This window comes from Metapseudomonas otitidis, assembly GCF_900111835.1.
GTDB classification, from domain to species: Bacteria; Pseudomonadota; Gammaproteobacteria; order Pseudomonadales; family Pseudomonadaceae; genus Metapseudomonas; species Metapseudomonas otitidis.
Window position 1 is genome coordinate 116,968 of the sequence record NZ_FOJP01000010.1, and the last position, 13,320, is coordinate 130,287.

A 13,320-nucleotide genomic window follows, 5' to 3' on the forward strand; every position below is an offset into this window, starting at 1 on the left:
CCGATGGAGCGCGCCATGCACGAGCTGATCCTGCACCACTATCCCGCCTCGCCCTTCGCCGAGAAGGCCCGCCTGATGCTGGGCTTCAAGCAGTTGTCCTGGCGCTCGGTGCACATTCCCCGGGTGATGCCCAAGCCCGACCTGATGGCCCTGACCGGCGGCTACCGCAAGACGCCGGTGCTGCAGGTGGGCGCCGACATCTACTGCGACACCGCCCTGATCGCCCGTCGCCTGGAGCAGGAAAAGGCCGTCCCGGCGCTGCTGCCCGATGCCCATGCCTTCAACATCGCCAGCTTCTGCCACTGGGTGGACGCGGTGATCTTCCAGCACGCCGTGACCCTGGTGTTCCAGCCCGAATCGGCCGCCGTGCGCTTCGCCGGCCTGCCGCCGGAGGCGATCAAGGCCTTCATGGCCGACCGCGCCGCGCTGTTCAGCGGCGGCACCAGCAGCCGCCTGCCGCTGGAGGTGGCCCGGCACAACTGGCCCACCTTCATGGCCCGGGTCCAGGCGCAACTGGCCGCCGGCGGCGACTTCCTCTTCGGCGAGCCGAGCATGGCCGACTTCTCCCTGGCCCACTGCCTGTGGTTCCTCAAGGGCACCCCGGTCACCGCCCCGCTGGTGGATGACTACCCGGCGGTCGCCGCCTGGCTGGGCCGTGTACTCGGCTTCGGCCATGGCGCCTCCAGCCAGCTGAGCGCCGCCGAGGCCATCGAGATCGCCCGCGCCGCCGAACCGGCCCCGCTGCCGGCCGAGCCCTTCAGCGACGCCAATGGCCTGGTGGCCGGCCAGGCGGTCAGCATCGCCGCCACCGACTACGGCGTCGACCCGGTGGAAGGCGAGCTGCTGTTCGTCGGCCTGGAAAGCCTCATCCTGCGCCGCGAGGACGACCGCGCCGGCGTGGTCCACGTGCACTTCCCGCGGGTCGGTTTCCGCATCGAGGCACGCTGACAACACCGAGCGTCGGTCCCTTCAGAAATCGCCGCGCAGGGTGAGCATGTAACTGCGCGGCGTGCCGTACGTGGTGCCTCGCGTCCAGTAGCCGGTAGAGGCGAAGTAGGTGCGGTCGAACAGGTTCTCGACGTCCAGGGCGACGGTCCAGTTCGAGTCGACCTTATAGGCCGCCCGCGCGTCGAAGATCGCCCGGCCGCTGTTGTCGGTGCCGTTGTAGGCATCTTCGTAGCCGGATTGCGCGGACACACCGCCGCCGACGCTGAAGCGGTTCCACTCGCCCGGCAAGGTGTAGAGGGTATTGAGACGCAGCAGGTGCTTGGGTGTCTGCGCGGAGATGGGCCCGCCATCCTCCGAGCGGGTGGTGTTGAAGGTGTAGCCGGCCGCTACCTGCAGCCCTGGCAGTACCTCTCCGCTGGCTTCCGCCTCGAAGCCCTTGCTGCGGCTGATGCCATCGCTGTTCACCCAGCAGCGTCCCGCGACATCCTGCGTGCACTTGCCGTCGTTGGCGTAGTCGCGGGCTGCCATGTCCTCCTGCTCGATGTAGAACAGCGCGAAGGACAGATTCAGGCGTTTGTCGAACAGCTCGCCCTTTATCCCGGTCTCGTAGTTGGAGCCGATGGAGGGGTCCAGCATGCGACCGCCCACGGTGCGATAGCTGGCCTGGGGCATGAAGATGTCGGCGTAACTGGCATACAGGGTCCAGGTTTCATCGAGGTCGTAGAGGGCGCCGACGAAGGGCGTGAACTCGTGCTTCTGCTGGTTGGTGGAGAGCAGGTCGCCGTTCCAGGCGTCGGTCTTGTACCAGCTCAGACGGCCGCCGAGGACCAGGCTGAGGGCTTCGGTCATGTGCAGGCGGGCGTTGAGGTAGGTGCCGTAGCGGGTTTCGAGGGTGTCGTCCTTGGCGTCCCAGGCCTGGCGGGCGAGGCGGGGCACGTTGCCGTGGTCGGGATTGAACACGTCGAGGGGGATGGGGCTGGGCAGTGCGACAGTGGCGTCCTTGTCATTCATCTTGCGCCTGGACCAGTTGGCACCCAGGGTCACTTGGTGGGACAGGCCGAAGGCCTCGAACTCGCCGTCCAGGTGGCCGTCGACGGCATTCGAGGTGGCATCGAACTTGTGGTAGCCGATGCCGCTGACCATCGGGCCGCCGGGGCTGCCGTAGGTCAGCGTATCGCCTGCGCTCCATTCGATGGCGCTGCGGTTGTAGCTGCTTTCGGAGTGGGACAGCGCCAGTTTGCCGGTCCAGGTTTCGTTGAAGCGATGGTCGAGGTCGGCGAACACTTCGTCGATGCGGCTCTGCAGCTTGGCCCAGTCCTGTCCGAGGAAGGTCGAGCGCTTGAGGTGCGGGTTGCTGCCATCGGGGTTCATCGGCAGGCCCAGCACGCTGTAGCCGTCGATGCGCGAGGTCTGCCGGCGCAGCCCGAAAGCGACCGTGGTGGCGTTGTTCAGGTCGGCTTCGAGGATGCCGTAGAGCAGCGGGCGCTTGGACGTGGTGACATCAATGAATGAACCGCGATCCTCATAGGAAGCGACCATGCGGCCCCGCAGGGTGCCTTCGTCGTTCAGTCGGCCGCTGGCGTCCAGGTCGAGGCGGTAGGTGTCCCAGGACCCGGCGCGGGTGGTGATGGTGAAGCGCGGGTCCAGGGTCGGGCGCTTGCGCACCAGGTTCACCGCGCCGCCTGGGTTGCCGGCTCCTACCAGAAGCCCGGAGGCGCCACGCAGTACTTCGACGCGATCGAAGATCGCCATGTCCGGCGGCATCCAGCCGGTGTAGGCGAAGGCTTGTCCGGGTACGCCGTCGACCATGTAGCTCTCGTCGGTGAGATCGAAGCCCCGGGAACTGAAGTGGTGGTTACCGTAGCCACGGTTGGCGCGGGTGATGCCCGGTGTCTGGGCCATCACCTGGTCGAGGGAGACGAGGTTCTTGTCGTCCATCAGCTGGCGCGTGACCACGGTCACCGATTGCGGGGTTTCGCGCAGGGAGCGCGCGGTCTTGCCGAGGGTCACCGCGCCGGTGGTGTAGGAGCCGCTGCCTTCGGTGGTTTCGCCCAGTCCGCTGCTGTTGATGTCGGTCGCGCTCAATTCGAGTGCACCGCCGGCATCCACGGCCGGTGCCACGCTGAAGGTGCCGCTGCTGGTGACGATCACCTGCAGGCCACTGCCTCGCAGGGCACGCTGCATGGCCTGCAGCGCACTCATCTCGCCCTGTATGGCCGGCGCGTATTTGCCGGCTACCAGCGCCGGGTCGAGGGCTATCACCTGGTCGCACTGACGGGCGATGGCGTTGAGCGTCTCCGCCAGGCCGGCAGCTGGCAGGTCGAAGCGCTGCACGGCGTGCTGGACGGAACCGTCGGCTCGGACAAAGGCCGAGGGGGCGGCAGCCAGGGCTATGGCGAGAGCAAGGGGCCAGGGTTTGAGCACGGGGGTTCTCCTGAAAGGGTGGGCGTGTCAGGAGAGAGGTGCAACGAGTACGAAAAACCGGACATGAATGCGAAAGTTTTTCACTCGCACTTTCAGCGGGTGTCGATCAGCGTCAGCCAGGGGCCGTAGCGCTCGATGCGGATTGGCAGGGTTTCCGCCAGTGCGGCAAGGGTGCGTTCGCTGTCGTCCAGGGGGAACACGCCCTGCACACGCAGGTCGCGTACTGCCGGGCTGACACGGATCAGCCCGGCACGGTAAGGGCGCAAAGCATCGACCACCGCCGCCAGGGGTTCGTCGAGCACGCTGAGGCGGCCCTCGACCCAGTCAGCCCGGAAGGCCTGGCCGCGAGGCAGTGGCTCGATGCGCTGGTCGTGCAGCAGGGCGGCCTGGCCTTCAGTCATGTCCAGCGTGGTGCGGTTGGGCAGCGAGGCGCGCACGGCATGCTCCAGCACCACCACGCGGGTGGCCCCCGTCAGTTGCTCGACCAGGAAGCGTGTGCCGAGCGCACGGATCTCACCTTGAGCACTGCGCACAACGAAGGGGCGCGACGGGTCCGCTGCCACCTGGACCACCAGGGCGCCCTGGTACAGGTGCAGCAGTCGATGCTCGGCGGAGGGGGCGAAATCGGCTGCGCTGCCGGCGTTCAGGTCCAGCTGGCTGCCATCAGCCAGGGTGAAATGGCGTCGTTCGCCGGTGCCGGTGCGCAGGCTTGCCATCAACGCCTGGCCTGGCTGGCTGCGGCCGCCGAGCCAGAGCCCGCCACCGAGCAGGCCGATACCGACCAGGCTGCGCAGCAGGTCGCGGCGGCCTGGTTCGTGTTGCAGCAGGCTTTCGCGCAGGGCTTGGGGGGCTCGGCTCACGATGTCGTAGTGGCCGCCCAGGCCGCGTTGCAATTGCGCCCAGGCGTGCGCATGGGCGGGCGCTTGCTCCAGCCACTGCTGGAACAGCGCCTGCTGGTGTGCGTCGGTGTGCCCGGTGCGCAGGCGCACCATCCAGGCGATGGCCTCTTCGGCGGCCGGAGCCAATGCGTCGCGGCTCACGGCTGGGCCCCGCTCAGGTAGCACTGGCGCAGGGCCTGGGTCATGTAGCGGCCGACGGTGCGCTCGGAGACGTCCAGGCGCCGAGCTATCTCCGCGTAGCCGAGACCGTCGAGCTGGCTCATGAGAAAGGCCTTCTTTACCGTCAGCGGCAGGCCGGCAAGGCTGCGGTCGATGGCGTGCAGGGCCTCCAGCAGCAGGTGGCTTTCCTCCGGGGAGGGCACCAGTTCCTCCGGCAGCAGCATCAGCCGCTCCAGGTAGGCCTGCTCCAGGCGTTTGCGGCGGTGGCGATCGAAGATCAGTCGGCGAGCGATGGTGGAAAGGTAGGCACGGGGCTGTTCGATGCTGTCCGGGTCGACCCGCGCAGCGAGCAGCTGGCAGAAGGTTTCGGCTGCCGTGTCCTCGGCATCCGCGCGGTTACGCAACTGCCGCTGCACGTGCTGCAGCAACCAGCGATGGTGGTCGCTGAAGAAGAAGCCCAGTTTGCTGGAGGAGGAGGCGGGCAAGGGAGCGATCCGGGCTCAAATGAGAATGCGTCGCATCTTATCGGGGCCAGTGCCTGTTCCGCAATCACGGGAAGGCTGGGGGTGCTGCCGAGTACCCAGAGAAAACCCGGCGTGTGCCGGGTTTCCGTCCTGCATGCCTCACCAGGGTGGCGCTGCGATCAGTTGTCCTTGCGGCGCTTGAGCTGATCCTTCAGCTGGGTCGGCACCTGCCGGATGATCAGCATGTCGCGGCCCTCGTCGTACTCGATCTTCGAACCCAGCAGGTGAGCCTCGAAGCTGATGGACAGGCCCTCGGCACGGCCGGTGAAGCGCTGGAACTGGCTGAGGGTGCGTTTGTCCGGCGGGATCTCCGGAGACAGGCCGTAGTCCTTGTTGCGGATGTGCTCGAAGAACGCACGCGGGCGGTCCTCGTCGATCAGCCCGGACAGTTCTTCCAGGGTGATGGCCTCGCCCAGCTTGGCCTGGGTGGTGGCGTAGTCCACCAGGGTCTTGGTCTTCTCGCGGGCCTGTTCCTCGGCCAGGTCCTCCTGCTCGACGAAGTCGCTGAAGGCCTTGAGCAGGGTGCGGGTCTCGCCGGGGGCGTCGACGCCTTCCTGGCAGCCGATGAAGTCGCGGAAGTAGTCCGAGACCTTCTTGCCGTTCTTGCCCTTGATGAAGGAGATGTACTGCTTGGACTGCGCGTTGTTGCGCCATTCCGAGAGGTTGATGCGTGCCGCCAGGTGCAACTGGCCCAGGTCCAGGTGGCGGGCGGGGGCCAGCTCCAGGGACTCGGTCACCGTCACCCCTTCGCTGTGGTGCAGCAGGGCGATGGCCAGGTAGTCGGTCATGCCCTGCTGGTAGTGGGCGAACAGCACGTGGCCGCCGGTGGAGAGGTTGGACTCGTCCATCAGCTTCTGCAGGTGCTCCGCCGCCTGGCGGGTGAAGGGCGCGAACTCGCCGCCTTCCAGGTAGGCCTTCAGCCAGCCGCTGAAGGGGTAGGCGCCGGACTCCTCGTGGAAGAAGCCCCAGGCCTTGCCCTGCTTGGCGTTGTAGCTGTCGTTGAGGTCGGCCAGCAGGTTCTCGATGGCCTTGGACTCGGCCAGCTCGCTGTCGCGCGCGTGCAGGGTGGAGGCGCTGCCGTCGGGCTTCTTGTCGATGAGGTGGACGATGCAATGGCGAATCGGCATGGACGTATCCGGGAACGGTGGACGGGGCGACCGCTGGGGTCGGCTGAGGGGCGGAAGTCTAACAGGCTCCCGGCGCAACGGCGCGGCGGGTGGTCGTTTCGCGGGAGGGGTAACAAGGGGGCGGTAAACGAAAACGCCCGCATGTGCGGGCGTCTTCCGGGGGCCGGACGCGCTATTCCTCGCGGTAGCCGTCGTTATCGCGGTCTTCATCCGTACCACCGAAACGAACGTCACGCTTGCCGTCGTTGTCGATGTCCTCATCGGTGCCGCCGTACAGGGCATCGCGCCGCCCGTCGTTATCGCTGTCCTCGTCCGTGCCACCGAACTCGGCATCACGGCGCCCATCGTTGTCCAGGTCCTCGTCCGTGCCGCCGAAGCGGGCATCGCGGCGGCCATCATTGTCCAGATCCTCGTCCGTACCACCGTAGGTGGCATCGCGGTATCCGTCGTTATCCACATCCTCGTCCATGGCATGGGCCGTCACCGCCCCCAGCGCCACCACGGTCAAAAGCACGCCCAACACACGTTTGGTGAAGACACCCGCTTTTGTCGCCATCTCGTTTCTTCGCTCCTGAAGGAACCCGACGACTGCTACCCGGTTCACACCCCTGTGAACCGATGAGCCGTCGCGCAGTAGAACGCGGCCGCAGGCGCTGGTTCTGCCCGGTGCCGGGCATTATTCTTTTCAGCCTGTTTCGCGGATGAATCCGCTCTCACCTTGAGCGTGGCGCCACGTCAGCGTGGCGGCCCCGCCTGACCAGGGATGGTTCCGATGACCGACATCGCCCTCGATCTACCCGCCCACCAGCGCGCCGAGCTGCTGCACGCCATCGAGGCGCTGGCCGACCGTGGCCTGTTCCTCCAGGCCCATGCCCTGGCCGGCCGCCTGGGTGACTACCGCCAATGGCGCGACCCCGCCGCCCTGGCGCTGGCCTGCCGCCTGGTCGGCCACATGGGCGCGCCGCGCCTGGCCGACGCCCTGGCCTGGCGCACCTACCGCCGCCACCCCGAATCCCCCGAGGCACGCCTGCGCTATGCGCGCTTCCTGCTCTCGCGTCGCGGGCAGTTCCGCGCCTGGCGCTTCGTCCAGGGGTTCGACGGCTGGCTGCCCGAGGCGCCGGAGCTGCGCGCCGAATGGCTGTCCTTCCTCGGTTACCTGCACGCGCTGCTGCGTGATTTCGACCGCAGCGCCGAATGCCACGCCGAAGCCGAGCGCCTGCTGCCCGGCGATCCGTGGTTGCCGGTGGAGCGCTCCTACAGCCTGGAGCAGGAGGACCGCTACGAAGAAGCCCTGGCCCTCTGCGAAGCCGTGCTCGCCGAACGCCCCGACTACCGCGGCGCCCAGCACCAGGCCGCGCAGCTGGAACTGCAGCTCGGCCGCGAGGACGCTGCCCTGGCGCGCCTGCGGGCCGATTGTGCGCGCAGCGAGAGCGCCAGCCTGTGTGCCCAGCTCACCGACCTGCTGATCGAACGCGAAGCCCTCGACGAGGCCGAGCACTGGCTGGCCCATGGCGAACAGCTGGCGCCGCTGATGGAGAAGGGCATGCGCGGCTGGTATGCCGCCCGCCGTTGCGACATCGCCTGCCTGCGCGGCGACCTGGCCGCCGGGCATCGCCTGGCCCTGGAGTCGGAGTCGCCGTTCTACCGCAAGGTCGCCGAGAACCTCGCCGAGCCCCAGGGCCGGCGCTGCCTGCTGCCGGTGCGCTTCGTCCGCCAGCACCACATGACCTGCGTACCGGCCACCCTCACCGCGCTGTCCGGTTACTGGGGCCGCCCCGTCGGCCACCTCGAAGTGGCCGAGGAGATCTGCTACGACGGCACCTCCCACCAGGCCGAGCGCGCCTGGGGCGAGCGCAACGGCTGGCTGGCCCGCGAGTTCACCGTGGACTGGGCCACCAGCCGTGCCCTGATCGACCGCGGCATCCCCTTCACCCTGACCCTGCAGTACACCGGCAGCGGCCACCTGCAGGCCGTGGTGGGCTACGACGAACCCCGTGGCACCCTGCTGATCCGCGACCCCGGCCAGGCCCACTTCGGCGAATCCCTCGCCGTCGGCCTGCTGGAGAGCCAGCGCCCCTCCGGCCCGCGCGGCATGCTCCTGCTGCCCCCCGAGGAAGCCCACCGGCTGGACGGGCTGGAACTGCCCGAAAGCGACGTGTGGGATCACTACTACCGCCTGGTCAGCGCCCTGGAAGTGCACGACCGCGAAGAGGCAGAGGCCGCCCTCCAGGCCCTGCGCCAAGCCGCGCCCGAGCACCGCCTGGCCTACCAGGGCCTGCGCGCCCTCGGCTGGTACGACGGCCGCGAGAGCCAGGTGCTGGAAGCCACCGAGGCGCTGCTGCAGCGCTTCCCCGAAGACGCCAACCTGATCCTCTCCAAGGCCACCTCGCTGTCCCAGCTGGAAAGCCGCGAAGTCCACCTCGACTGGCTCGCCCAGCACTGCCAGGAACGCTGGTGCGACCCCGTGCTGCTGGTGCGCTACACCAGCGTCCTCGGCGAAGACGGCCGCGACGCCCCCGAGGCCCGCCGCCTGCTGGCCCGCGTCCTGCGCCAGGCACCGACCAACGCCCTGGCCTGGAACGAACTGGCCAGCCAGCTGTGGAGCGCCGGCGAGCGCGAGGCGGCCTGCGACTACTACCGCATCGCCGCCTGCCTGCACGACACCAACGAAGGCTTCAGCGTCCAGTACTTCCGCGCCCTGCGCTTCCTCGGCCGGCAGGAGGAGGGCCTGGCCTTCCTGCGTCGCCGGCAGGCACGCCTGGGCAGCCTGGACGCCGGCCCGAGCCTGACCCTCGCCGAATGCCTGGAGGAGCTGGACTTCTCCCGCGAGTGCCGCGAGGTCCTGGAGCAGGCCGTCGAACAGCGCCCGCGCGACCCCGCGCTGCTGCTCAGCCTGGCCGACTTCTACGGGCGCATCGGCGAACTGGAGCTGAACCAGGCCCTGCTCGAACGCGCCGAACCGGTCAGCCGGCGCGGCAACTGGCTGCGCGCCGCCGTGCTGCACAGCCAGCGCGCCGGCGGTGACCTCGAACAGGCCCAGGCCTGGTGCCGCGAAGCCGCCGAACTGGACCCGCTGAACATGCGCGTGCACCGCCTGCAGGCAGACCTGCTGCTGCAGAGCGCCGGCGAAGAGGCCGTGGACGCCTACGTCGAAGCCCTGGTGGCGCGCTTCCCCCATCACCGGGGCATCGCCGACCTGGCCGTGGAGCGGGCCAAGCGGCGCTCCCTGGAAGACACCGAGACCGCCCTGCTGCGCCTGCTGGCCAGCCACCCCGAGCACGCCTGGGCGATCCGCGAACTGGCCGTGACCCTGGCCCGCCTCGGGCGCGACGACGAAGCCCTGGAGACCTGCGAGCGGGCCATCCAGGTGGAGCACGGCGCCACCAGCGCCCAGTCCACCCTCGGCTTCGTGCACCTGCAGGCCGGCCGTCGCGAGGCCGCCCGCGAGGCCTTCCGCCTGGCGCTGGCCCGCAGCATCGACAACGACTACGCCCTGAGCATGCTGCTGGACAGCTGCGCCAGCCGCGAGGAACTGGACGAAGCCCTGGCCTACATCCACACCCAACTGGTGCAGCAGGTGAACTTTGGCGACGGCTGGCTCACCTACGCCTACCAGGCCCGCGCCCTGCTGGACGATGCCGCGCTGCTGGAGCAGCTCCAGGCCGCCCTGGAGCGCCAGCCGGACACCTGGCAGCTGTGGGTGGTCACCGCCCGCCAACTGGCCTTCCTCGAACGCACCGACGAGGCCGACGCCCTGCTGGCCCGTGCCCAGGAACGCTTCAGCCAGATGCCGCGCCTGGGCCTGGAGCGCGCCCTGCTGCTGCGTGACCAGGGCCGCTACGCCGAGTGCCGCGAGACCCTGCGCGACAGCCTGCGGATCAACCCGCTGTGGACCCAGAGCGTGCGCCTCTACGTGGAGACCCTGGTGGAGGAGGGCACCGGCCTCGATGAGGCCGAAGCCATGCTGCGCGGCGTGCTCCAGCGCACCCCCGACAACACCGACCTGCGCGCCTGGCTCGGCTACGTGCTGGGCGAGCGCGGCGAGATGGCCGCCGGTGCCGACGAGGCCGAGCGCGTCCTGCTCGACGAACCCGGCAACGGCTGGGCCTGGAACCAGCTGCGCCGCTACAGCGCCGCGCTGGACCAGCCCGAGCGGCCCCTGGCCCTGGCCCGCAACCTGGTGGAACGGCGCGCCGGCGACAGCGACGCCTGGCTGGCCCTGGCCGAGCAGGAAAGCGCTGACGAAGCCCGCGAACAGGCCCTGCGCCGCGCCCTGCAGCTCACCCCCCGGCACCGGGGCGCCAACGACCAGCTGGCCCGCCTGCTGCTGGAAGGCGGCCGCCAGGACGAACTGGATGCCTTGCTCCAGGCGCCCTGCTGGGGTGGCGCGCCACCGGTGGAACTGGCGCTCTACGGCCCCCGCGTGCGCCTGCGCAACGACGACCGCGAGGGCGCCCAGGCCGAACTCGACGCACTGCTGCGGGTGCACCCGGATGCCTACGACGGCTGGCGCGAGCTGGCCGACCTGCACGACAACGGCGGCAACGCCGAGGCCTACCTGGCCGCCGCCGACCAGATGGTCCGCCTGGAACCGCGCAAGGCCGTCTCCCATGGCTTCCGTGGCCATGCCCTGCTGATGGCCGAACGCAAGGCCGATGCACTGCCGGCCTTCCTCAAGGCCTTCGAGCTGGACCGCGACTACAGCTTCGCCGGGCTGCATGCCTTCGACCTGCTGGCCGAGAACGGCCGGCACGCCGAATCGGCCGACGTGGTGCGCCGCCTGCTGGCCGGCGAGGCCAGCCCCTCCGCCCTGGTGCGCGGCGTGCGGGCGGCCGGGATGGTCAACGACCGCGAACTGAAGCGCCAGACCCTGGAGCGGGTCTGCACCACCGCCGCGGGGCTGGACGCCTGGGACGGGGTCGTCGAGGTGCTCGGCGCCCCGGCGGACGACCGCCTCTGGCGCGAAGTGATCGAACAGTTCGCCCCGAGCGGCGAGCTGCACCGCATCGCCTACCGCCACTGGTTCGCCATGGAGGATGCCCGCTGGCTGCCCGGCACCCTGTGGAAGGCCTTCCAGCGCGTGCTGCCCCAGGATGAAAGTCATGCCGCCCGCCACGGCATGCTCGACCTGCTGGCCGAGCGCAAGAACGCCAGCGGGCTGCTCACGCGCACCCTGGAAGCGTGCGCCCCGGCCATCCGCGAGAACCCCGTGACCTGGGGCATGGCCAGCTACGCGCTGAGCAGCCAGGAACGCTACTCGGCGATGCTCCACTGGATGGGCGACTGGCGCGAGCGCGACGACCTGCCTGCCTGGGCGCTGGACAACCTGTCCCTGGCGCTGCGTGCCCTCAAGCGCGATGCCGAGGCGGCGCAGGTGTCGCGCCTGTCCCTGCAGCGTGACCCCAACAACTACGACGCCATGGCCTGGCTGGTGGGCGACGCCGCCCTGGCCGGCGACCGCGAAGCGGTGGCGGAGTGGCTGGCCCGGCTCGACGGCGTGCAGCTGCGAGGCTTCTACCTGTGCATGAAGCAGCTGGCTGAAGGTGCCGCCAAGGCCTGGGAGCAAGGCGATGCGCGGGCCGCCCGGGCCCTGTTCGGTGAGGCGCGCACCTTCGCCCGCAGTGCCGGCAATCACCCGTACTACCGGCGCCTGCGCCATGGCCTGGCGCGGCGCCTGGCCTTTGGTCCGCTGACTCCGCGCTGGGCGGCACTGTGGCGCTGGTTGCAGTTGGCGTAGGTCGTTGAATCGGGCGTTGCGGGCCGGGGTAACCCGGCCCGCTTGCGTTCAGTCCCGCATGCCTGGTGCGTCGGCCTGGCGCTGGGCGCGCAGGGCCTTGAGGCGTTCGATGACGTAGCGCAGGTGCATGTGCAGGTCGTACAGCTCGTGGGTGTAGGAGAGCGGTACGTCGACCCGGTCCAGCTGTGCCTCCAGGGCTTCCAGTCCGCGTATTTCCTCGTCCAGGGCCGGGAAGGCGGTGCCGTGCTGCAGCTTGCGGTCGATTTCCCGCAGGTGCTTGTACCAGCGGTAGATGCGTGCGCGGACGCGCCAGCGGTACACCGGGCCCACGGCCTTGAACAGCGGGAACATCACCACCAGCAGCGGGATCAGCAGGATGATGTAGCGGTCCGCCAGGGAGGCGATGCGGAAGGGCAGGTAGCGCTGCAGGATCGGCAAGCCGTTGCGGTAGTAGTAGCTGGCCTCGTCCAGGGCGGCGAGGGTCATCGGCTGCTCCTTCGGGTAGGTGCCGGACGGGTCCAGCAGGCTGCCGTTCTGCATCACCTCGCGGGCGGCTTCGAGGATCAGCGGCGTCAGCGAGGGGTGGAAGCCTTCGCCGGCCACCAGGGTGGCCACCGGGCCGAGGGTCAGCACGTCCTGGCGGGGCACGTTGTTGGCCAGGTTGAGCAGCCCTTCGCCCACTTCCAGGCGCGTCAGGTAGGGCAGCCGTGCGCGGTAGGCGGCGCTGCGGCGGAAGCTCACCAGGTCCACCCCCGGGCTGGCGGCCAGGCGCTGCACCACGGCGTTCTCCGCCGGGCCGACGAAGAAGGCCGCATCCAGCTCGCCATTCAGCAACTGCTCGGCAGCGCGGCTGCCGCTGTAGGCCTGCCAGCTGGCCGGGTAGCTGTCCGTGGGGATGGCGTTGGCGGCGAACAGCGCATCGGCGATGGCGCGGGTGCCGCTGCCGGGCTTGCCGATGGCCACCCGCAGCTGCTGCAGGTCGGCCATGCTGTCGATGTCCACGTCGGCACGGCGGAACAGCCACAGCGGCTCCTGGTACATCACGCCGAGGCCGTGCAGGCGCTGGCGCACCTCCACGGGCAGGGTCAGTTCCTGGCCGCTCTGCACCAGGGCCATCTCCACTTCGCCCTTGCGCAGCTTCTCCAGGTTGTCCAGCGAGCCGTCGCTGGGCACCAGCTCCAGGTCGAAGCCCTGGCGCGCCAGTTCTTCCTTGAGGCGCTGGCCGAACACCGCGTAGCCACCATTGGCACCGCCGGTGGCCAGGCGCGCGTGCATGGGCGGCGGCGGGGCGACGAAGTAGAACAGCGCGCCCACCAGCGCAGCCAGCACCGGCACCGTCCACAGGTTGGCCAGCAGCATGATCTTCAGGTCTTTCAACAGCCTCGGCATGGGGACTCCGTTGCGGGTATGACGGCTACAGGATAGTGCGTGCCGCTGCGCTGGGCAGCACGAGCCGCTTGCGGTGGTTGCCAGCGCCGGTGGCCGATGACAAGGTGGCCGCC

8 protein-coding genes are annotated in these 13,320 nt (G+C 69.4%); 2 read left to right on the forward strand and 6 right to left on the reverse strand.

Translation table 11 applies throughout. The features are described 5' to 3' along the window. The first annotated feature begins 15 nt into the window (after positions 1 to 15). On the forward strand, positions 16 to 948 hold the full coding sequence (locus BM198_RS14435; protein WP_074970812.1) for a glutathione S-transferase family protein: 933 nt from the start codon (positions 16 to 18) through the stop codon (positions 946 to 948). 21 nt (positions 949 to 969) lie between these two features. Here the strand turns inward: BM198_RS14435 and BM198_RS14440 are convergent, their stop codons facing one another. The 5 genes from BM198_RS14440 to BM198_RS14460 form a co-directional block, all read right to left on the reverse strand. Then, positions 970 to 3,372, reverse strand: a complete 2,403-nt coding sequence (locus BM198_RS14440) for a TonB-dependent siderophore receptor (RefSeq protein ID WP_074970814.1) — start codon at positions 3,370 to 3,372, stop codon at positions 970 to 972. Between the two features lie 92 nt (positions 3,373 to 3,464). Beyond that, entirely contained in the window at positions 3,465 to 4,412 is a 948-nt protein-coding gene (locus tag BM198_RS14445; protein WP_074970816.1) for a FecR family protein, read from the reverse strand. Continuing rightward, positions 4,409 to 4,915 carry a sigma-70 family RNA polymerase sigma factor gene (locus BM198_RS14450; protein ID WP_074970819.1) on the reverse strand — a complete coding sequence of 169 codons (507 nt, stop codon included), beginning with the start codon at positions 4,913 to 4,915 and terminating at the stop codon, positions 4,409 to 4,411. Before BM198_RS14450 ends, BM198_RS14445 begins: the two co-directional genes overlap by 4 nt. A 158-nt stretch (positions 4,916 to 5,073) precedes the next feature. Beyond that, on the reverse strand, positions 5,074 to 6,081 hold the full coding sequence (yejK, locus tag BM198_RS14455) for a nucleoid-associated protein YejK (RefSeq protein WP_074970821.1): 1,008 nt from the start codon (positions 6,079 to 6,081) through the stop codon (positions 5,074 to 5,076). 172 nt (positions 6,082 to 6,253) lie between these two features. Next, the gene (locus BM198_RS14460) at positions 6,254 to 6,637 is read right to left on the reverse strand and encodes a hypothetical protein (RefSeq protein ID WP_074970823.1); all 384 of its coding nucleotides are present in this window, start codon (positions 6,635 to 6,637) and stop codon (positions 6,254 to 6,256) included. Between the two features lie 216 nt (positions 6,638 to 6,853). On the opposite strand from BM198_RS14460, the gene BM198_RS30165 reads away from it, so the two are divergent. Beyond that, the gene (locus BM198_RS30165; protein ID WP_074970825.1) at positions 6,854 to 11,818 is read left to right on the forward strand and encodes a C39 family peptidase; all 4,965 of its coding nucleotides are present in this window, start codon (positions 6,854 to 6,856) and stop codon (positions 11,816 to 11,818) included. A gap of 48 nt (positions 11,819 to 11,866) precedes the next feature. On the opposite strand, the gene BM198_RS14470 is transcribed toward BM198_RS30165, so the two are convergent. Further along, the gene (locus BM198_RS14470; RefSeq protein WP_074970827.1) at positions 11,867 to 13,207 is read right to left on the reverse strand and encodes a TAXI family TRAP transporter solute-binding subunit; all 1,341 of its coding nucleotides are present in this window, start codon (positions 13,205 to 13,207) and stop codon (positions 11,867 to 11,869) included. Positions 13,208 to 13,320 lie beyond the last annotated feature (113 nt).